The organism is Micromonospora sp. NPDC051196 (genome assembly GCF_040682415.1).
Taxonomy (GTDB): Bacteria; Actinomycetota; Actinomycetes; order Mycobacteriales; family Micromonosporaceae; genus Micromonospora.
This window is the reverse complement of sequence record NZ_JBFBAY010000003.1, coordinates 228,963-246,704: the sequence shown is the minus strand read 5'-3', so window position 1 is coordinate 246,704 and position 17,742 is coordinate 228,963. Positions and strand designations below refer to the sequence as shown.

The 17,742-nt window shown below is 68.9% G+C and carries 28 protein-coding genes; 27 read left to right on the top strand and 1 reads right to left on the bottom strand.

Features of this window, described 5'->3' with window-relative positions; genetic code table 11:
* The first annotated feature begins 1 nt into the window (after position 1).
* The 25 genes from rplP to truA all read left to right on the top strand — a co-directional run bounded on the left by rplP (position 2) and on the right by truA (position 14,165).
* Positions 2-427, top strand: a complete 426-nt coding sequence (rplP, locus tag AB0M35_RS09450) for a 50S ribosomal protein L16 (RefSeq protein WP_007465292.1) — start codon at positions 2-4, stop codon at positions 425-427.
* On the top strand, positions 427-660 hold the full coding sequence (gene rpmC, locus AB0M35_RS09445) for a 50S ribosomal protein L29 (protein ID WP_117226251.1): 234 nt from the start codon (positions 427-429) through the stop codon (positions 658-660). The genes rplP and rpmC overlap by 1 nt, the downstream gene beginning before the upstream one ends.
* Complete coding sequence (gene rpsQ / locus AB0M35_RS09440; RefSeq protein WP_117226250.1) at positions 657-941, top strand: 30S ribosomal protein S17; 285 nt, start codon at positions 657-659, stop codon at positions 939-941. The genes rpmC and rpsQ overlap by 4 nt, the downstream gene beginning before the upstream one ends.
* A gap of 96 nt (positions 942-1,037) precedes the next feature.
* Complete coding sequence (rplN, locus tag AB0M35_RS09435) at positions 1,038-1,406, top strand: 50S ribosomal protein L14 (RefSeq protein WP_007073026.1); 369 nt, start codon at positions 1,038-1,040, stop codon at positions 1,404-1,406.
* Positions 1,403-1,723, top strand: coding sequence for a 50S ribosomal protein L24 (gene rplX / locus AB0M35_RS09430; RefSeq protein WP_018217055.1), 321 nt, complete (start codon positions 1,403-1,405; stop codon positions 1,721-1,723). The genes rplN and rplX overlap by 4 nt, the downstream gene beginning before the upstream one ends.
* On the top strand, positions 1,723-2,292 hold the full coding sequence (gene rplE, locus AB0M35_RS09425; RefSeq protein ID WP_363743467.1) for a 50S ribosomal protein L5: 570 nt from the start codon (positions 1,723-1,725) through the stop codon (positions 2,290-2,292). The genes rplX and rplE overlap by 1 nt, the downstream gene beginning before the upstream one ends.
* Before the next feature lies 1 nt (position 2,293).
* The gene (locus AB0M35_RS09420; protein WP_007073023.1) at positions 2,294-2,479 is read left to right on the top strand and encodes a type Z 30S ribosomal protein S14; all 186 of its coding nucleotides are present in this window, start codon (positions 2,294-2,296) and stop codon (positions 2,477-2,479) included.
* Between the two features lie 94 nt (positions 2,480-2,573).
* Positions 2,574-2,981 (top strand): 30S ribosomal protein S8, encoded by a 408-nt coding sequence (rpsH, locus tag AB0M35_RS09415; RefSeq protein ID WP_018784557.1) that lies wholly within the window; start codon positions 2,574-2,576, stop codon positions 2,979-2,981.
* 16 nt (positions 2,982-2,997) lie between these two features.
* On the top strand, positions 2,998-3,540 hold the full coding sequence (gene rplF / locus AB0M35_RS09410; protein ID WP_363743465.1) for a 50S ribosomal protein L6: 543 nt from the start codon (positions 2,998-3,000) through the stop codon (positions 3,538-3,540).
* A complete protein-coding gene (gene rplR, locus AB0M35_RS09405) occupies positions 3,537-3,926 on the top strand; it encodes a 50S ribosomal protein L18 (protein WP_363743463.1) in 390 nt (129 codons plus the stop codon). Before rplF ends, rplR begins: the two co-directional genes overlap by 4 nt.
* A gap of 34 nt (positions 3,927-3,960) precedes the next feature.
* Positions 3,961-4,575 (top strand): 30S ribosomal protein S5, encoded by a 615-nt coding sequence (rpsE, locus tag AB0M35_RS09400; RefSeq protein WP_013735940.1) that lies wholly within the window; start codon positions 3,961-3,963, stop codon positions 4,573-4,575.
* A complete protein-coding gene (gene rpmD, locus AB0M35_RS09395; protein WP_013735939.1) occupies positions 4,575-4,757 on the top strand; it encodes a 50S ribosomal protein L30 in 183 nt (60 codons plus the stop codon). The genes rpsE and rpmD overlap by 1 nt, the downstream gene beginning before the upstream one ends.
* A complete protein-coding gene (gene rplO / locus AB0M35_RS09390; RefSeq protein WP_363743461.1) occupies positions 4,757-5,200 on the top strand; it encodes a 50S ribosomal protein L15 in 444 nt (147 codons plus the stop codon). Before rpmD ends, rplO begins: the two co-directional genes overlap by 1 nt.
* Before the next feature lie 233 nt (positions 5,201-5,433).
* Positions 5,434-6,759 carry a preprotein translocase subunit SecY gene (gene secY, locus AB0M35_RS09385; RefSeq protein WP_013735937.1) on the top strand — a complete coding sequence of 442 codons (1,326 nt, stop codon included), beginning with the start codon at positions 5,434-5,436 and terminating at the stop codon, positions 6,757-6,759.
* A complete protein-coding gene (locus tag AB0M35_RS09380; protein WP_363743459.1) occupies positions 6,760-7,413 on the top strand; it encodes an adenylate kinase in 654 nt (217 codons plus the stop codon).
* Positions 7,414-7,506: 93 nt separating this feature from the next.
* Positions 7,507-8,358: a type I methionyl aminopeptidase gene (gene map, locus AB0M35_RS09375; RefSeq protein ID WP_363743457.1), complete on the top strand. Its 852-nt coding sequence runs from the start codon at positions 7,507-7,509 to the stop codon at positions 8,356-8,358.
* Between the two features lie 71 nt (positions 8,359-8,429).
* Positions 8,430-9,104, top strand: a complete 675-nt coding sequence (locus AB0M35_RS09370; RefSeq protein WP_363743455.1) for a DUF1707 domain-containing protein — start codon at positions 8,430-8,432, stop codon at positions 9,102-9,104.
* Between the two features lie 229 nt (positions 9,105-9,333).
* Positions 9,334-9,555, top strand: a complete 222-nt coding sequence (gene infA, locus AB0M35_RS09365; protein WP_007073013.1) for a translation initiation factor IF-1 — start codon at positions 9,334-9,336, stop codon at positions 9,553-9,555.
* Positions 9,556-9,645: 90 nt separating this feature from the next.
* Positions 9,646-9,759 carry a 50S ribosomal protein L36 gene (gene rpmJ / locus AB0M35_RS09360; protein ID WP_012184307.1) on the top strand — a complete coding sequence of 38 codons (114 nt, stop codon included), beginning with the start codon at positions 9,646-9,648 and terminating at the stop codon, positions 9,757-9,759.
* A 272-nt stretch (positions 9,760-10,031) separates the two neighbouring features.
* Complete coding sequence (gene rpsM, locus AB0M35_RS09355) at positions 10,032-10,412, top strand: 30S ribosomal protein S13 (protein WP_013735933.1); 381 nt, start codon at positions 10,032-10,034, stop codon at positions 10,410-10,412.
* An 89-nt stretch (positions 10,413-10,501) separates the two neighbouring features.
* The gene (gene rpsK / locus AB0M35_RS09350) at positions 10,502-10,909 is read left to right on the top strand and encodes a 30S ribosomal protein S11 (RefSeq protein ID WP_007073011.1); all 408 of its coding nucleotides are present in this window, start codon (positions 10,502-10,504) and stop codon (positions 10,907-10,909) included.
* Positions 10,910-10,923: 14 nt separating this feature from the next.
* Positions 10,924-11,550 carry a 30S ribosomal protein S4 gene (gene rpsD, locus AB0M35_RS09345; protein WP_013735932.1) on the top strand — a complete coding sequence of 209 codons (627 nt, stop codon included), beginning with the start codon at positions 10,924-10,926 and terminating at the stop codon, positions 11,548-11,550.
* 98 nt (positions 11,551-11,648) lie between these two features.
* Positions 11,649-12,671, top strand: a complete 1,023-nt coding sequence (locus AB0M35_RS09340) for a DNA-directed RNA polymerase subunit alpha (protein WP_013735931.1) — start codon at positions 11,649-11,651, stop codon at positions 12,669-12,671.
* Positions 12,672-12,705: 34 nt separating this feature from the next.
* Positions 12,706-13,266, top strand: a complete 561-nt coding sequence (gene rplQ, locus AB0M35_RS09335; RefSeq protein WP_363743453.1) for a 50S ribosomal protein L17 — start codon at positions 12,706-12,708, stop codon at positions 13,264-13,266.
* A 68-nt stretch (positions 13,267-13,334) separates the two neighbouring features.
* Positions 13,335-14,165 (top strand): tRNA pseudouridine(38-40) synthase TruA, encoded by an 831-nt coding sequence (gene truA / locus AB0M35_RS09330; protein ID WP_363743451.1) that lies wholly within the window; start codon positions 13,335-13,337, stop codon positions 14,163-14,165.
* Between the two features lie 3 nt (positions 14,166-14,168).
* Here truA and AB0M35_RS09325 read toward each other — a convergent pair whose 3' ends face one another.
* Positions 14,169-15,257: a hypothetical protein gene (locus tag AB0M35_RS09325; protein WP_363743448.1), complete on the bottom strand. Its 1,089-nt coding sequence runs from the start codon at positions 15,255-15,257 to the stop codon at positions 14,169-14,171.
* Between the two features lie 126 nt (positions 15,258-15,383).
* On the opposite strand from AB0M35_RS09325, the gene AB0M35_RS09320 reads away from it, so the two are divergent.
* Complete coding sequence (locus AB0M35_RS09320) at positions 15,384-15,989, top strand: methyltransferase (RefSeq protein ID WP_363743445.1); 606 nt, start codon at positions 15,384-15,386, stop codon at positions 15,987-15,989.
* Positions 15,990-16,045: 56 nt separating this feature from the next.
* Positions 16,046-17,725, top strand: coding sequence for an ATP-binding cassette domain-containing protein (locus AB0M35_RS09315; RefSeq protein WP_363743442.1), 1,680 nt, complete (start codon positions 16,046-16,048; stop codon positions 17,723-17,725).
* Positions 17,726-17,742: the final 17 nt, after the last annotated feature.

The window sequence follows — 17,742 nt, the reverse complement described above, 5'->3', positions numbered from 1 at the left end:
GATGCTGATGCCGCGCAAGCCCCCGAAGGGCTTCCGCAAGCCGCACCACCCGGACCGCAGCGGCGCGTCCAAGGGCGGCAACCGGGTGGTGTTCGGCGAGTTCGGGATTCAGGCTCTCGAGCCGGCGTACGTGACCAACCGGCAGATCGAGTCGGCGCGTATCGCGATGACCCGCCACATCAAGCGTGGCGGCAAGGTCTGGATCACCATCTTCCCGGACCAGGCCCTCACCAAGAAGCCGGCCGAAACGCGGATGGGTTCCGGTAAGGGCTCGCCCGAGTGGTGGGTCGCCAACGTCAAGCCGGGACGGGTTCTCTTCGAGATGTCCTTCCCGAACGAGCAGATCGCGCGAGAGGCGATGCGTCGCGCGATCCACAAGCTCCCGATGAAGTGCCGGATTGTGACGCGCGAAGTGGGTGAATCCTGATGGCAGCGGGCGTTAAGGCCTCCGAGCTGCGTGAGCTCTCCGAGGAGGAGCTGGTCACGAAGCTGCGTGAGGCCAAGGCGGAGCTGTTCAACCTCCGCGTGCAGGCCGCAACCGGGCAGCTGGACAACAACCGGCGGCTGCAGGTCATCCGTCGGGAGATCGCCCGGATCTACACGATCATGCGTGAGCGTGAGCTGGGGCTCTCGGCCGCGCCGACTGAGGTGGCTTCATGAGCGAGAACACGACCGCGAGCGCGGAGCGCGTGCGGGGACGTCGTAAGGTCCGCGAGGGCCTCGTGGTCAGCGACAAGATGGACAAGACCGTCGTGGTCGAGGTCGAGGACCGGGTCAAGCACGCGCTGTACGGCAAGATCATGCGCCGGACCAGCAAGCTCAAGGTCCACGACGAGCAGAACTCCGCCGGCATCGGCGACCGGGTCCTGATCATGGAGACCCGCCCGCTGTCCGCCACCAAGCGGTGGCGGCTCGTGGAGATCCTCGAGAAGGCCAAGTAGCGAAGGCTCGAGCTCGGCCGAGATCGGTCGGGCGCAGGTTCCGCCAGGCTCCGGCCGCTCCGGCGGCCGGAGAACCGGCAGACATAGGAGATAGACGTGATTCAGCAGGAGTCGCGACTGCGCGTCGCCGACAACACGGGTGCCCGGGAGATCCTGTGCATCCGAGTTCTCGGTGGCTCCGGTCGGCGCTACGCGAGCATCGGCGACGTCATCGTCGCCACGGTCAAGGACGCGATCCCCGGTGCTGGTGTGAAAAAGGGCGACGTCGTGAAGGCGGTCGTCGTCCGCACCGCCAAGGAGAAGCGCCGGCCGGACGGTTCGTACATCCGCTTCGACGAGAACGCCGCCGTCATCATCAAGGACGGCGGGGACCCGCGGGGTACCCGCATCTTCGGCCCGGTCGGTCGTGAGCTGCGGGACAAGCGGTTCATGAAGATCATCTCTCTCGCGCCGGAGGTGTTGTGACCGTGAAGGTCAAGAAGGGCGACACGGTCGTCGTCATCGCCGGCAAGGACAAGGGTGCCAAGGGCAAGGTCATCGCGGCCTACCCGCGGCAGGACAAGGTCCTGGTCGAGGGCGTGAACCGGGTCAAGAAGCACACTCGCATCAGCACCACTCAGCGTGGCGCCAAGACCGGTGGCATCGTCACCCAGGAGGCCCCGATCCACGTCTCGAACGTGATGGTCGTGGACTCCGACGGCAAGCCGACCCGCGTCGGTTACCGCATCGACGACAACGGCCAGAAGGTCCGCATCGCGCGTAGCACCGGTAAGGACCTGTGATGACCACGGCTACCGAAACCAAGTCCATGCCGCGTCTCAAGGAGCGGTACCGCAACGAAATCGTGGCCAAGCTGCGCGAGCAGCACGACTACGCCAACCCGATGCAGGTGCCGCGGCTGGTGAAGATCGTCGTGAACATGGGTGTCGGCGAGGCTGCTCGCGACGCCAAGCTCATCGACGGCGCGGTCCGCGATCTGGCCACCATCACCGGCCAGAAGCCGCAGGTCCGGCGGGCGAAGAAGTCCATCGCGCAGTTCAAGCTGCGTGAGGGGATGCCGATCGGCGCGAAGGTCACCCTGCGCGGCGACCGGATGTGGGAGTTCCTGGACCGGCTGCTGTCCATCGCGCTGCCGCGTATCCGTGACTTCCGCGGCCTCGACGGGCGCAAGCTCGACGGGCACGGCAACTACACGTTCGGTCTGACCGAGCAGTCGGTGTTCCACGAGATCGACCAGGACAAGATCGATCGCCAGCGGGGCATGGACATCACGGTGGTCACGACCGCCACGACCGACGACGAGGGCCGGGCGCTGCTCAAGCTCCTGGGCTTCCCGTTCAAGGAGAACTGAGATGGCCAAGAAGGCGCTGATCCTCAAGGCGGCCGCGAAGCCGAAGTTCTCGGTTCGCGCGTACACCCGCTGCCAGCGGTGCGGGCGTCCCAAGGCGGTCTACCGCAAGTTCGGGCTCTGCCGGGTGTGCATCCGGGAGATGGCCCACCGCGGTGAGCTGCCCGGCGTGTCCAAGGCTTCCTGGTAATAGCCCGGCGCGCCCTGCGCGTTAGCTGGACTGTCTCTTCGCCGTAGGCCTGCGCGAGCCGCGGGAACCCCGGCGAGAAAGGTTGACGAGTTTCATGACGATGACCGACCCGATCGCAGACATGCTCACGCGTCTGCGTAACGCCAACCAGGCGTACCACGACCGGGTGACGATGCCCTACTCGAAGATCAAGGCGAACATCGCCGAGGTCCTCAAGTCCGAGGGTTACATCGCCACCTGGTCGGTCGAGGAGCCCGAAGAGGGTGCCGTCGGCAAGCGACTGGTCGTCGAGCTGAAGTACGGCCAGAACCGGGAGCGGAGCCTGGCCGGTATCAAGCGTGTCTCCAAGCCCGGTCTGCGGGTGTACGCCAAGTCGGACGGGCTCCCGCGGGTGCTCGGCGGGCTGGGCGTGGCGATCATTTCGACGTCCCAGGGGCTGCTCACCGACCGGCAGGCCCGCAAGCGGAGCGTTGGCGGGGAAGTCCTCGCCTTCGTCTGGTAACGGGAGACAGGTAGAAATGTCGCGTATTGGACGTAAGTCGATCCCGGTGCCATCCGGCGTCGACGTGACGATCGACGGCCGGACCGTCAAGGTCAAGGGCCCCAAGGGCGAGCTCTCGCACACTCTGGCCGAGCCGATCTCCATCGAGCGGGCCGAGGACGGGCAACTGAGCGTCAACCGCCCGAACGACGAGCGCAAGGCCAAGGAACTGCACGGCCTGAGCCGTACCCTGGTCGCCAACATGATCGTCGGAGTCACCGAGGGCTACCGCAAGAGCCTGGAGATCTCCGGCACCGGTTACCGGGTCACGGCCAAGGGTAAGGACCTCGAGTTCGCGCTCGGGTTCTCGCACCCGGTCACGGTCCCCGCGCCGGACGGCATCACCTTCACGGTGGAGAAGCCGACGCTGTTCCATGTGGCCGGCATCGACAAGCAGCAGGTCGGTGAGGTCGCCGCCAACATCCGGAAGATTCGCCCGCCGGAGCCCTACAAGGGCAAGGGTGTCAGGTACCAGGGCGAAGTCATCCGACGTAAGGCCGGAAAGGCAGGTAAGAAGTGAGCGCCACGCTGCTCAAGCGCCGCCGCGGCGTCGCCGCCAAGCGTGCCGTCGGGCGTGCGCGTCGGCACTTCCGGGTCCGCAAGACCGTCAGCGGTACGGCCGAGCGTCCGCGCCTGGTCGTCACCCGGTCGCTGCGGCACATCGTCGCCCAGATCGTGGACGACACCAAGGGGCACACCCTGGCGTCGGCCTCGACCCTGGACGCCTCGGTGCGCGGCACGGAGGGCGACAAGAGCGCCCTGGCCGGCAAGGTCGGCACCCTGCTCGCCGAGCGGGCCAAGGCTGCTGGCGTCTCCAAGGTCGTCTTCGACCGCGGTGGCAACCGGTACGCGGGGCGGGTAGCCGCGCTTGCCGACGCCGCCCGCGAAGCCGGGCTCGAGTTCTGACAATCCCCGTCACGAGAGAAAAGGAAGGCTGCTGATGCCAGGTCAACAGCGCCGTGGCGGCGGGTCCGGTGGCAACGAGGGTGGTCGCCGCGACAACCGCCGTGAGGGCGGCCGCGGAAACGCGCCCGCCGAGAAGACCCCGCACCTTGAGCGGGTCGTCGCGATCAACCGTGTCGCCAAGGTCGTGAAGGGTGGTCGTCGCTTCAGCTTCACCGCCCTGGTGATCGTGGGCGATGGCGACGGCACCGTGGGCGTGGGCTACGGAAAGGCCAAGGAGGTGCCCGCGGCGATCGCCAAGGGTGTCGAGGAGGCCAAGAAGCACTTCTTCAAGGTGCCGCGGATCGGCTCCTCGATCCCGCACCCGGTGCAGGGCGAGGCCGCTGCCGGTGTGGTGCTGCTCAAGCCGGCCTCGGCCGGTACGGGTGTCATCGCCGGTGGCCCGGTTCGTGCCGTGCTGGAGTGCGCGGGCATCCACGACGTGCTCTCCAAGAGCCTCGGGTCGTCGAACCCGATCAACATCGTGCACGCCACGGTGGCCGCGCTGAAGGGGCTGGAATCCCCGGAGGCCGTGGCCGCGCGTCGAGGCCTGCCGGTGGAGGACGTTGCGCCGGCCGCCATGCTGGCGTCCCGGGCGGGGGTGGCTTCCTGATGGCACGTCTCAAGGTCACCCAGGTCCGGTCCGGGATCGGGACCAAGCACAACCAGCGTGAGTCGCTGCGTTCGCTCGGTCTCAAGCGGATCAACGACGTGGTGGTCAAGGAGGACCGGCCGGAGATTCGCGGCATGATCTTCACGGTGAGCCACCTCGTGAAGGTCGAGGAGGTCGAGTAATGACGATCAAGGTCCACCACCTGCGCCCGGCGCCGGGGGCCAAGACCGCGAAGACCCGTGTGGGTCGTGGTGAGGGCTCCAAGGGCAAGACCGCCGGTCGCGGTACCAAGGGTTCCAAGGCCCGCAAGAACATCTCAGCGGCGTTCGAGGGTGGGCAGATGCCCATCCACATGCGCCTGCCGAAGCTTAAGGGCTTCAAGAACAAGTTCAAGGTGGTCTTCCAGGTGGTAAACCTGGACCGCCTGGCTGAGTTGTTCCCCAACGGCGGCCAGGTCGGCCCGGCCGAACTGGTCGAGGCCGGCGCGGTCCGCAAGGGCCAGCCGATCAAGGTTCTCGGTTCCGGGGACCTCGGCGGTGTCTCGCTCCAGATCTCGGCGCACGCGTTCAGCGCGTCGGCCAAGGAGAAGATCACCGCTGCCGGTGGCTCGGTCACAGAGCTGTAAGCTGCACAAACGTATGGCGCCCGCCAGTTGATCCCAGCTGGCGGGCGCCGTGCTCTCAATCGGGCATGTGCGCCCGGTAACATCGGATTCGGTTTATGTAGCCGGGCACATCTGCCCGGACCGGGATCGGGCTGTTAGAGTCCCTTCCCAGCCATGGATATCGGGCACCTGCCCGGCACCCACCCCGATCCGCCAGGGATGCCCGGCGGCCCGCCTCGCGCAGGAGGAAGAAGTTGCTGTCCGCCTTTCTCAGTGCGTTCCGTACGCCTGACCTGCGCAAGAAGCTGCTGTTCACAGTAGGCATCATCGCGATCTATCGGCTCGGCGCCACCCTGCCGAGCCCAGGTGTCTCGTACGGCAACGTGCAGAAGTGCCTCGACACGATCGAGGGTTCCACCGGTGTGCTGAACCTGCTCGACCTCTTCTCGGGCGGCGCACTGCTCCAGCTGTCGGTCTTCGCGCTGGGCATCATGCCCTACATCACCGCGTCGATCATCCTGCAGCTGCTGACGGTGGTGATTCCCCGGCTCGAGCAGCTCCGCAAGGAGGGCCAGGCCGGTCAGGCGAAGATCACCCAGTACACCCGCTACCTGACCCTGGGCCTCGGTGTCCTCCAGGCGTCGGCGTTCGTGGCGCTGGCCCGCTCGGGTCAGCTGTTCAACAACCAGTGCGACGAGTTCCCGATCATCCCGCAGGGCACCGGCATCCCGGACTGGCTGACGCTGTCCATCCTGGTGATGACGATGACCGCGGGCACCGGCGTGGTCATGTGGCTCGGTGAGCTGATCACCGACCGCGGCGTCGGCAACGGCATGTCCGTCCTGATCTTCACCTCGATCGCCGCCCGGCTTCCCAGCGAGGGCTGGCGGATCAAGGAGAGCCAGGGCTGGTTCAAGTTCTTCCTCGTCATCGCCCTGGTGCTGGTGGTCATCACCGCGGTCACCTTCATCGAGCAGGCCCAGCGCCGCATTCCTGTGCAGTACGCCAAGCGCATGATCGGCCGGCGGATGTACGGCGGCACCTCGACCTACATCCCGCTGAAGGTCAACCAGGCGGGTGTCATCCCGGTCATCTTCGGTTCGTCGCTGCTCTACCTGCCGCAGCTGGCGCTGCAGTTCTTCGACCAGAACGACCCGGGCAAGACCCAGGCGTGGATCCAGAACAACCTGGTCGACCCGACCAGCCCGATCTACATCTCGGTCTACTTCCTGCTGATCATCTTCTTCACGTACTTCTACGTCTCGATCACGTTCAACCCGACCGAGGTCGCGGACAACATGAAGAAGTACGGCGGCTTCGTGCCGGGCATCCGCCCCGGCAAGCCCACCGCCGACTACCTGGACTTCATCCTCAGCCGCATCACCCTGCCGGGGGCGCTGTACCTCGCGATCATCTCGATCCTGCCGAACTTCTTCTTCATCTGGCTGGACCGGCAGCAGTACCTCAACTTCCCGTTCGGCGGTACCGCTGTTCTGATCATGGTCGGTGTGGCTCTCGAGACCAGCAAGCAGATCGAGAGCCAACTGATGCAGCGGAACTACGAAGGGTTCCTGCGGTAGATGAGACTGGTTCTGGTTGGCCCGCCGGGCGCGGGCAAGGGCACACAGGCAGAGTTCATCGCCGCGCACCTGTCCGTACCGAAGATCTCGACCGGCGACATCTTCCGGGCCAATGTCTCGCAGGGCACGCCGCTGGGCGTCGAGGCCAAGCGATACATGGACGCCGGCAAGCTGGTGCCGGACGAGGTCACCATCAACATGGTGCGGGAGCGGCTCGCTGAGCCGGACGCGGCCGAGGGGTTCCTGCTCGACGGCTTCCCTCGGACGACCCCGCAGGCCGCGGCACTGGACAAGCTCCTCGCCGACCTGGGCACCGCCCTGGACATCGTGCTGGAACTGGTGGTCGACGACGACGAGGTGATCCGGCGGTTGTCCGGCCGGCGCACCTGTCGGGGCTGCGGCAAGATCTGGCACGTCGAGTTCGACCCGACGAGCGGGGAGAGCATCTGCGACCGCTGCGGCGCCGAGCTGTTCCAGCGCGACGACGACAAGCCGGAGACCATCGCGGCCCGTCTGCGGGAGTACGCGGAGAAGACCGCGCCGTTGGTGGACTACTACGGCGCCCAGGGCAAGCTGGTCGGCATCGACGCAACGGGCCCGGTGGAGGACGTCACGGTCCGCGCGATCGACGCCCTGCGGTCCTACGGGAGCTGACTGACCTCGGCCGACCACCGCCCGGATAGAGTGCGAACAGCGGGGTACGCTCGGCGTGCCCCGCTGTTTGTGGCAACGAAAGGTAGCTCCTCCATGCGTCGTCCCCAGCTGGACATCCAGCTGAAAACCCCCGAGCAGATCGTGAAGATGCGAGCCGCCGGTCTGGTGGTCGCGGAGGCGTTGCGCAGAATGCGGGAGGCGGTCGCGCCCGGGGTGACCACGGCTGACCTGGACGCGATCGCCGAGTCGACGATCCGCGAGGCGGGCGCCGTCCCCTCCTTCAAGGGCTACCACGGTTTCCCGGCGTCGATCTGCTCGTCGGTGAACGAGCAGATCGTGCACGCGATCCCGTCGCCGGAACAGGCACTCGCCGAGGGTGATCTGATCTCGATCGACTGCGGTGCGGTGCTCGACGGCTGGCACGGCGACGCGGCGATCACCGTGGGCGTGGGCGAGGTCGACCCGGCGCTGCTGCGGATGGCGAAGGTCGCCGAGGACGCCATGTGGGCCGGTATCGCCGCCGCCGCCCGGGGTGCGGCCAGCGGCAAGGGCCGGCTCACCGACATCTCGCACGCGGTGGAGAACGCCGTACGCAAGGCGGGCCGGTACGGCATCGTCGACGGCTACGGCGGCCACGGCATCGGCACCGAGATGCACCAGGATCCGCACGTGCTCAACCACGGCCGGCCGGGTAAGGGACCGCGACTGGTGCCGGGTATGGCGTTGGCCATCGAGCCGATGATCACCATGGGTTCTCCGCGTACGGTCGAGTTGGCCGACGGTTGGACGGTCGTCACCCGGGACGGGTCGCGTGCGGCGCACGTCGAGCACACCATGGCGCTGTTGCCCGACGGGGTCTGGGTGCTGACCGCCGCCGACGGTGGGCGGGCCCGTCTCGGTGATCTGGTCACCGCTCGCCAGCCGAGCAACGCGCCGACCGCCTGACCACAGCTGTGTCTCGGCCCGGAGGAGTGGCCGGATGGGCGGACTGGCGGCTCGGTGGCATGCTTGCCGGCATGGATGGGCGCGACGGCATGCGGGCAGCGGATTCCGACCGTCAGGCCATCGCTGAGCGGCTCCGGGTCGCCCTCGACGAGGGTCGGCTGGATCTGCACGAGTACGACGAGCGCCTTCAGCGGGCGTACGCCGCTCGCACCTACGCCGACTTGGACGACCTGGTGCGTGACCTGCCGGCGGCGGGTGCGGTGGTGTCGAGGCCGGGCGCGGTGCCGGCGCAGCGGGAGGGTGGTGGGCCGGCGGCGGCGCTGCCCGGCGCCAGCGGGCGGGCAGTGACCGTGCGCTGGCTGGTCGAGGTCTGGGAGCCGTGGCTGACGGCCGTCGGGATCGTGGTCGCGATCTGGGCGGTGACCTCGCTGGCCGCCGGCGACCTGCGCTACTTCTGGCCGGGCTGGGTGGCCGGGCCGTGGGGTGCGGTCGTGCTGGTTCAGACCTTCACCGGCCTGGCCACCGGCGAGCCCCAGCGGTGGGCGGCCGACCGGGAGCGGCGCCGGCAACGGCGGGCGGAGAAGAAGGCGGCCAAGCGGGCCCGCAGGGCCCTCGGCCACCAGCCGCCCGATCACCAGGCGATCGACGGCGGCACCGGCGGGCGGGGCGGAGAACGTGGCGTGGACCACCACGCGGGCGAATTCGGCTCTGCTCAGCGGCGGCCATTTCCGGAGCGGGACGCCTGAAAGTCACGTTTGTCGTACCGGATCGGGCTCGATGGCCGGTCGGTTTGGCGACAGCGTGCAGGCGGGCGTACACTTTCTGATCGGCGCACAGCGTCCACTCCGCCATGCCCACCAAGCGCTTCGGTGGGACGCGGAGCCGCGGCTGGCGCGGGTCATCTGATCTTGATCAGGAACCCGTGTAAGGCGTTGTGAGCCGTCCGGAGTAACCGACGTCAGGACAGCGGAGGACATGCCGAAAAAAGACGGAGCCATCGAGATCGAAGGTCGGGTCATCGAGCCCCTGCCGAACGCCATGTTCCGGGTGGAGCTCGCCAACGGCCACAAGGTGCTGGCTCACATCAGCGGCAAGATGCGGCAGCACTACATCCGCATCCTGCCGGAGGATCGGGTCGTCGTCGAACTTTCGCCGTACGACCTGACTCGCGGGCGCATCGTCTACCGCTACAAGTAGTCCTGACGACGGCCGGGAACGTCCCGTGTCCGTCTTCGACGTCCGGTGTCGCGCCTCGTGGCGCCGGGCCAGATGGGAAGTAAGGCAACCGTGAAGGTCAAGCCGAGCGTCAAGAGGATCTGCAACAAGTGCCGGGTGATCCGCCGGCACGGCCGGGTCATGGTCATCTGCACCGACCCGCGCCACAAGCAGCGCCAGGGCTGATCTCGTCACGACCGACCGGCAGTTGACGGTCGGTCGAGGGCGTGCTCCCGGGCCGCAGATCCAGCCAGCACATCACACATGCTCGTCCCAGCCGCGAGCGGTGCGCAGCGCGTACTTTCTCGTGGTTGACCCCCGGTCGGAGGCCGGGGCCCGCTTGGGCAGCGACCGATCCCGGTCGCCGGCGCACGACGCGCCGGAGGAGACGGGGCGGTCGGTAGCGGGGTGGGACGGGTCCACACCTCCGCGAGACACCACAAGGAGTACGCCCACAGATGGCACGTCTAGTCGGCGTTGACCTCCCCCGCGAGAAGCGGCTGGAGATTGCGCTCACCTACATCTTCGGCGTGGGTCGCACCCGCGCCCTGGAGACGCTCGCTGCCACCGGCATCTCGCCGGACAAGCGCGCCCGGGACCTCACGGACGAGGAGCTGGTCCAGCTCCGTGACCACATCGAGGCCAACTACAAGGTAGAAGGCGACCTGCGCCGCGAGGTCGCCGCTGACATCCGCCGCAAGGTCGAGATCGGCTGCTACGAGGGCATCCGGCACCGCCGGGGTCTGCCCGTCCGTGGCCAGCGGACCCGTACCAACGCCCGCACCCGCAAGGGCCCGAAGCGGACGGTCGCCGGCAAGAAGAAGCCCGGCAAGAAGTAATTCTCTTTCACCGGAGTGCGGGTCCGGGTCTGCCCAGGTAGGCCAGGCCGCAACCCGTGCCGGGAAGTCAACTAGGAGCGCACAGACTTATGCCACCGAAGGCTCGTGCCGGGGCCGCCGTAAAGAAGGTCCGGCGCAAGGAACGCAAGAACGTCGCCCACGGGCAGGCGCATATCAAGAGCACCTTCAACAACACCATCGTGTCCATCACGGACCCGACCGGTGCCGTCATCTCCTGGGCCTCCGCGGGCCAGGTCGGCTTCAAGGGTTCGCGCAAGTCGACCCCGTTCGCCGCCCAGCTGGCCGCCGAGGCCGCCGCGCGTCGGGCGATGGAGCACGGCATGCGCAAGGTCGACGTGTTCGTCAAGGGTCCCGGCTCCGGCCGGGAGACCGCCATCCGTTCGCTGCAGGCGGTGGGTCTGGAGGTCGGGCAGATCTCCGACGTCACCCCGCAGCCGCACAACGGATGCCGTCCGCCGAAGCGTCGTCGGGTCTGAGAGGTTAGAGAGAGATGGCTCGTTACACCGGTGCTGACTGCCGCCGTTGCCGGCGGGAGAAGATGAAGCTGTTCCTCAAGGGCAGCAAGTGCGATGGCCCGAAGTGCCCGTTCGAGTCCCGGCCGTTCCCGCCCGGGCAGCACGGCCGCGGCCGCACCAAGGAGACGGAGTACCTGCTCCAGCTCCGTGAGAAGCAGAAGGCTCGCCGGGTCTACGGCGTGCTGGAGAAGCAGTTCCGCGGTTACTACGAGGAGGCCGTGGCCAAGCAGGCCAAGACCGGTGAGGTCCTCCTGCAGATCCTCGAGTCGCGGCTGGACAACGTGGTCTACCGGGCTGGCTACGCCAAGTCCCGGGACATGGCCCGTCAGCTGGTCAAGCACGGTCACTTCACGGTGAACGGCAAGAAGGTCGACATTCCGTCGTACCGCGTCAGTGCACACGACATCATCGAGGTGCGGGCGAAGAGCAAGGAGCTCACCCCGTTCATCGTGGCCCAGGCCGAGGCCGGTTCCAAGACCGTGCCGGCGTGGCTGGAGGCCATCCCGAGCCAGATGAAGGTTCTCGTGCACTCGCTCCCGGCCCGCCAGGTGATCGACACCCAGGTCCAGGAGCAGCTGATCGTCGAGCTCTACTCCAAGTAAGAGCTCGTTGCGGTGGCCCGCCCGGCGACGGGCGGGCCACCGGAACAGTTTGTGTCGTGGGCGTCATATGGCGGGCGCCCCGGAAGAGAAGAGAAGACATGCTCATCAGCCAGCGACCGACCCTTTCCGAGGAGTCGATCAACGAGACCCGGTCCCGGTTCACCATCGAGCCGCTGGAGCCGGGCTTCGGCTACACCCTGGGCAACTCGCTGCGGCGTACGCTGCTGTCGTCCATCCCGGGTGCGGCGGTCACCTCGATCAAGATCGACGGTGTGCTGCACGAGTTCACCACGATCCCCGGTGTCAAGGAGGACGTGGTCGAGCTCGTCATGAACATCAAGGAGCTCTGCGTCAGCTCCGAGCACGACGAGCCGGTCAGCATGTACCTGCGCAAGCAGGGCCCGGGCGACGTGACCGCCGGTGACATCCAGCCCCCGGCCGGTGTCTCGGTGCACAACCCGGATCTGAAGCTCGCCACCCTCAACGGCAAGGGCCGGCTCGACATGGAGCTGACCGTCGAGCGGGGTCGTGGCTACGTCACGGCGGCGCAGAACAAGCAGGCGGGCGCGGAGATCGGCCGGATCCCGGTCGACTCGATCTACTCGCCGGTGCTCAAGGTGACGTACCGCGTCGAGGCGACCCGTGTCGAGCAGCGGACCGACTTCGACCGGCTGATCATCGACGTCGAGACCAAGCCGTCGATGGGCCCGCGTACCGCGCTGGCCTCGGCCGGCTCGACGCTGGTGGAGCTGTTCGGGCTGGCCCGGGAGCTGGACGAGACGGCGGAGGGCATCGACATCGGCCCGTCCCCGCAGGACGCGCAGCTGGCGGCGGACCTGGCCCTGCCGATCGAGGAGCTGGACCTGACCGTCCGCTCCTACAACTGCCTCAAGCGCGAGGGCATCAACTCCGTTGGTGAGCTCATCGGGCGTACCGAGGCCGACCTTCTCGACATCCGCAACTTCGGCCAGAAGTCGATCGACGAGGTCAAGATGAAGCTCGCCGGGATGGGTCTGGGGCTGAAGGACTCGGCCCCGAACTTCGACCCGGCGCACGTCGTGGACGCCTTCGGCGAGGCCGACTACGACACCGACGACTACCGCGAGACCGAGCAGCTCTAGTCCGCGCTGCCGCCACACCTGAGGAGCACCAAGCATGCCCACGCCCACCAAGGGCCCCCGCCTCGGCGGCAGCCCCGCGCACGAGCGGCTGATGCTGGCCAACCTGGCCACCTCGCTGTTCCAGCACGGCAAGATCAAGACCACCGAGACCAAGGCCCGGCGGCTGCGTCCGCTCGCCGAGCAGCTGATCACCAAGGCCAAGCGGGGCGACCTCGCCTCGCGTCGGCGGGTGCTGGCCGTGGTCAAGGACAAGGACGTGGTCTACTCGCTGTTCGACCAGATCGCGCCGCGGTACGCCAACCGCAACGGCGGCTACACCCGGATCGTGAAGACCGGTCCGCGTAAGGGTGACGCCGCTCCGATGGCGATCATCGAGCTGGTCGAGGAGTTGCAGGTCGCCGAGCCGACGGCGAACCGCAAGACCGCTGCCCGCAAGGCCGCCCAGCAGGACAAGGTCGAGGCGCTGGCCCCGGCCGAGGAGACCCCGGCCGCGCGCTCGGCCGACCAGGACTCCGAGGCCCCGGTGTCGGCGTCCGGTGACACCGCCGCCGCCCGCGAGGACAGCGACCTGGCCACCGAGGAAGGCAAGGCCTGATCCAGGCCGTCGTCGGGCCCGGCATCCCCCACGGGGTGCCGGGCCCGACTCGTCTTAGGAGGTACGACGTGGACGAGCGGATTCGGCTGCGGCTGGATGTCGCGTACGACGGCGGGAACTTCTCCGGCTGGGCCGCCCAGCCGGATCGGCGTACGGTCGCCGGGGTGCTGGTCGAGACGCTGGACCTGGTGCTCGGCGCCGGAACCGCGACCGGGTTGACGGTGGCTGGCCGTACCGACGCCGGGGTGCACGCCACCGGGCAGGTCTGCCACCTCGACCTGCCCACCGAGGTCTGGCGCGAGCACGAGGGCCGACTGCTGCGCCGACTGGCCCGACTGCTGCCGGGCGACGTGCGGGTGCGGGCGATGACCGAGGTGCCGGCCACCTTCGACGCCCGCTTCTCGGCGACCTTCCGCCGGTACGAGTACCGGGTGACCGATGCCCCCTGGGGTGCCGAGCCGCTGCGCCGGCACGAGGTGCTGGCCTGGCCTCGTCCGCTGGACTGCGACCGGCTCTCCGCCGCCTCGGCCGGGTTGGTGGGGGAGCACGACTTCGCCGCGTACTGCCGGCGCAAGGAGAACGCCACCACGTTGCGGGAGGTGACCCGGCTGGACTGGCGGCGTGACCCCGACGGGATCCTGGTCGCCACTGTGCAGGCCGACGCGTTCTGCCAGGCGATGGTGCGCAGCCTGGTCGGCGCCATGCTGGTCGCCGGGGACGGCCGCCGACCGGTGGAATGGCCGGCCGGCCTGCTGATGCGGCGGGAGCGGTCGAGTGAGGTGACGGTGGCACCGGCACACGGGTTGACCCTGGTGGCGGTGGGCTACCCGGACGATCCGGCCGAGTACGCCCGCCGCGCCGAGGCGACCCGACGGTTGCGGGTGCCGGCCGACGCCTGAGGCTCAGTCCTCGTCGGACCCGTCCTGGCTGCCGGTGCCGTCGGTGGGTGTCACCGTGGGCTGGTTGGCGATGCCGCCGTTGGCTCGCCGCTCCAGCACATTGCGGTTCAGGTGCAGTTCGAGCATGTCGAAGAGGATCTCGCGAACTACGGTGTCGCTGGAGCGGATGGTCGCGCCGTCGGCGCGGGTGACCACCGCGTACGCAATGTAGTGGCCGCGTACCTGCCAGCCGACGCGGGCGGGGGCGTTGGCGATGACCTCGGTACCGTCGCCCGCCGGCATGCCGCGGAAGCGGCCCTGCCGTTCGTCGAGCACCTGGCGGATCCGATCGCGGGCTCGTTCGGCGCTGGACCGGTCGGTCAGGTTGAACAGTCCTGTGGTGACCAGGTGCTCCTGGTCGGGAGTGCGCAGGGTGGCCCGGACGACCTGGTTGCAGCCGAGCCGTACGAGCAGATCCGCGACCTCGCCGGTGGCCGCCACCGGGCAACTCGCGCTCGACTGGGTGCGCAACACCTCGTACCCACCCTGGCCGCCGCCGGCGGCAAGGGTGTTGCCGGGGAAGACTTCCCGGGCGGTCAATGGTGCCTGGTCGGTGTCGCGGGAGTCGAGGTCGCTCACCGAGTCCGGGTCCGTGCCCCGGGTGGTGTCGGGTTCGGTGCTCGGCGCCGCCTGCTGGCCGATCAGCTGCCTGCCGTCGAGCAGCGCGGCGCCCGCCAGGCCGCAGAGGGCGAGCAGAACCAGCGCGGCGGCACCACCGATCACCACCTGCCAGGTACGGCCACCGCCGCGGCGTGGCGGTGGTGCGGCGGCCGGCTCCTGCGGCGGCCGGGGTGCGGCGGCCGGGGGCGGGTCGTACTGGGCGGGCGGACCGGCCTCGTACTGGGACACCGGGCTCTGCGGCGGTGGTGGAGCTGCCGATGCCGCCGTCGAGGGCAGCAGCAACTGGTTGGGCCGCGGCAGTGACGGTGCGGGAAAGCGCGACGGCGACGGTCCGGCCGGCGCCGCGCCGGCTGCGGGCGGTGGCTGCCTCTCGGGCTCGCCTTCCCGGTACGGGAGGTAGGCGTCCTCATCGGAGTCGTACCGATATACCATGCGGTCCAGAGTAGGGACTTTTATCCCTTTAGTAGGTTTTTTGGGAAAAACGTAACGGTGGGTCGTGTCGCGCTCCACGGGATCCGTCCCGCCGGGCGGATCGGGGCCGGTGCGAGAATGGCCGGCGTGACCGGGGACCACTACTTCACCGCCGCACCGACCGCCTCCGCCCAGCCGCGCGAGGTGCAGTTCACCGTCGCCGGCCGCGACTTCACTCTGGCCTCGGCGGCCGGGGTGTTCTCGGCGACCCGCCTCGACCCCGGCACCGCCGTGCTGCTGCGCAAGGCCGAGCTGCCCCCGGCCGGGGCCGAGGGTGCCCTGCTCGACCTCGGCTGTGGCTTCGGGCCGATCAGCTGCGTGCTCGCGACCGTCGCGCCGACGGCGACGGTGTGGGCGGTGGACGTCAACGAGCGGGCCCGGGAACTCACCGCCGCCAACGCGGACCGCCTCGGTCTTGCCGACCGGTTGCGGGTGGCGGCCCCCGAGGAGGTACCCGCCGACCTGGCCTTCGCCCAGATCTGGTCCAACCCGCCCATCCGGCCAGGCAAGGACGAACTGCACGCGCTGCTGCGGCACTGGCTGCCCCGGTTGACCCCGGACGGGGTGGCCTGGCTGGTGGTGGGTCGCCACCTCGGCGGTGACTCGTTGCATCGCTGGCTGGTCGAGCAGGGCTGGCAGGTCGAACGGCACGCCAGCCAGAAGGGCTTCCGGGTGCTTCGCGTCACGCGGTGAGTGGCCGGCGCCGGTAATCAGTTGGCCGGTCGGTCGGGGTCCGGGAGGATGCCCGCGTGGGATACGTGGACGTGGCAGCGGTCGGGTACGTCCTGCCGGACGGGCGGGAACTCTTCGCCGACGTGTCGTTCCGGGTCGGTGAGGGCGCCAAGGTGGCACTGGTCGGGCCCAACGGCGCCGGCAAGACGACGTTGCTGCGAATGGTCGCCGGTGACCTGCCGGTGCGTACCGGCACCATCGCGCGTACCGGTGGGCTGGGCGTGATGCGCCAGTTCATCGGCATGATCGGGGACGATTCGACACTGGCCGACCTGGCGTTGTCGCTGGCTCCGCCACCGCTGCGCGAGGCCGGTCGCCGGCTCGCCGAGACCGAGGCGGCCATGCGCGCGGCCGAGCTGCGCGGCAAGTACAGCAGCGCCGCAGGCAAGGCCCAACTGGCGTACGCGGACGCGCTGGCCGCCTGGGGCGAGACCGGCGGGTACGACGCCGAGGTCCTCTTCGACACCGTCGCCACCATCGTCCTCGACCTGCCCTGGGACACCGCGCGGCAGCGACCGGTACGCACCCTCTCCGGCGGTCAGCAGAAGCGGTTCGCGCTGGAGTTGCTGCTGCGCGGTACCGACGAGGTGCTGCTGCTCGACGAGCCGGACAACTTCCTCGACGTGCCCGGCAAACGTTGGCTGGAGGCGCGGCTGCGCGAGTCCGGCAAGTCGGTGCTCTACGTCTCGCACGATCGGGAGTTGCTGGCGCACACCGCCGACCGGGTGGTCGCCGTGGAAGGTGGCAGCGCTTGGGTGCACCCGGGTGGCTTCGCGAGCTGGCACGAGGCTCGGGTGGCTCGGCACGCCCGCCTCGACGAGCTCCGCAAGCGGTGGGACGAGGAGCACCAGAAGCTGCGCGAGCAGATGCTGATGTACAAGCAGAAGGCCGCGTACAACTCCGACATGGCCTCGCGCTACCAGTCGGCGCAGACCAAGTTGCGTAAGTTCGAGGAGGCCGGGCCGCCGCCCGTACCGCCGAAGGACCAGGACATCCGGATGCGGCTGACCGGCGGGCGCACCGGCAAGCGCGCGTTGATCTGCGAACACCTGGAGCTCGACGGCCTGACCTATCCGTTCGACCTGGAGGTCTGGTACGGCGACCGGGTCGCGGTGCTCGGTGCCAACGGCACCGGCAAGTCGCATTTCCTGCGGCTGCTGGCGCGCGGCGGTACGGACCCCGACCCGGCCAACGGCCCGGTGGACGGCGCGGCGGCGCTCGCGTCGGTGGCGCACGACGGCGTCGCGCGGCTCGGCGCCCGGGTCCGTCCCGGGCACTTCTCGCAGACCCACGACCGCCCGGAGCTGATGGCGAAGACCCTGGTCGAGATCCTCTGGCGAGGCGATGAGCATCGCGACGGCATGGACCGGCATGCGGCGATGGCGGCGCTCAGCCGGTACGAGCTGGCCGGTCAGGGCGACCAGCGCTTCGGCACCCTCTCCGGTGGACAGCAGGCGCGCTTCCTGGTGCTGCTGCTGGAACTGTCTGGGGCGACCCTGCTGCTGCTCGACGAGCCGACGGACAACCTCGACCTGGCCTCGGCCGAGGCGCTGGAAGCCGGGCTGGCCGCCTTCGCCGGCACGGTGGTCGCGGTGACCCACGATCGCTGGTTCACCCGGACCTTCGACCGCTTCCTGCTGTTCCGTGGCGACGGCGAGGTGGTGGAGACCGACGAGCCGGTGTGGGACGTGGCCTGACCAGCGGTGGCCTTGGG

Excerpts from the sequence above, each read along its gene's own strand:
- AB0M35_RS09340 (WP_013735931.1), top strand. The coding sequence starts at position 11,649 with ATGCTCATCAGCCAGCGACCGACCCTTTCCGAGGAGTCGATCAACGAG.
- rpsK (WP_007073011.1), top strand. The coding sequence starts at position 10,502 with ATGCCACCGAAGGCTCGTGCCGGGGCCGCCGTAAAGAAGGTCCGGCGC.
- AB0M35_RS09370 (WP_363743455.1), top strand. The coding sequence starts at position 8,430 with ATGGATGGGCGCGACGGCATGCGGGCAGCGGATTCCGACCGTCAGGCC.
- rplP (WP_007465292.1), top strand. The coding sequence starts at position 2 with ATGCTGATGCCGCGCAAGCCCCCGAAGGGCTTCCGCAAGCCGCACCAC.
- AB0M35_RS09380 (WP_363743459.1), top strand. The coding sequence starts at position 6,760 with ATGAGACTGGTTCTGGTTGGCCCGCCGGGCGCGGGCAAGGGCACACAG.
- rplO (WP_363743461.1), top strand. The coding sequence starts at position 4,757 with ATGACGATCAAGGTCCACCACCTGCGCCCGGCGCCGGGGGCCAAGACC.
- AB0M35_RS09420 (WP_007073023.1), top strand. The coding sequence starts at position 2,294 with ATGGCCAAGAAGGCGCTGATCCTCAAGGCGGCCGCGAAGCCGAAGTTC.
- rpsM (WP_013735933.1), top strand. The coding sequence starts at position 10,032 with ATGGCACGTCTAGTCGGCGTTGACCTCCCCCGCGAGAAGCGGCTGGAG.
- rpsH (WP_018784557.1), top strand. The coding sequence starts at position 2,574 with ATGACGATGACCGACCCGATCGCAGACATGCTCACGCGTCTGCGTAAC.
- rpmD (WP_013735939.1), top strand. The coding sequence starts at position 4,575 with ATGGCACGTCTCAAGGTCACCCAGGTCCGGTCCGGGATCGGGACCAAG.
- rplF (WP_363743465.1), top strand. The coding sequence starts at position 2,998 with ATGTCGCGTATTGGACGTAAGTCGATCCCGGTGCCATCCGGCGTCGAC.
- infA (WP_007073013.1), top strand. The coding sequence starts at position 9,334 with ATGCCGAAAAAAGACGGAGCCATCGAGATCGAAGGTCGGGTCATCGAG.
- rpsQ (WP_117226250.1), top strand. The coding sequence starts at position 657 with ATGAGCGAGAACACGACCGCGAGCGCGGAGCGCGTGCGGGGACGTCGT.
- rpsE (WP_013735940.1), top strand. The coding sequence starts at position 3,961 with ATGCCAGGTCAACAGCGCCGTGGCGGCGGGTCCGGTGGCAACGAGGGT.
- rplQ (WP_363743453.1), top strand. The coding sequence starts at position 12,706 with ATGCCCACGCCCACCAAGGGCCCCCGCCTCGGCGGCAGCCCCGCGCAC.
- map (WP_363743457.1), top strand. The coding sequence starts at position 7,507 with ATGCGTCGTCCCCAGCTGGACATCCAGCTGAAAACCCCCGAGCAGATC.
- rplE (WP_363743467.1), top strand. The coding sequence starts at position 1,723 with ATGACCACGGCTACCGAAACCAAGTCCATGCCGCGTCTCAAGGAGCGG.
- AB0M35_RS09325 (WP_363743448.1), bottom strand. The coding sequence starts at position 15,257 with ATGGTATATCGGTACGACTCCGATGAGGACGCCTACCTCCCGTACCGG.
- rpmC (WP_117226251.1), top strand. The coding sequence starts at position 427 with ATGGCAGCGGGCGTTAAGGCCTCCGAGCTGCGTGAGCTCTCCGAGGAG.
- rpsD (WP_013735932.1), top strand. The coding sequence starts at position 10,924 with ATGGCTCGTTACACCGGTGCTGACTGCCGCCGTTGCCGGCGGGAGAAG.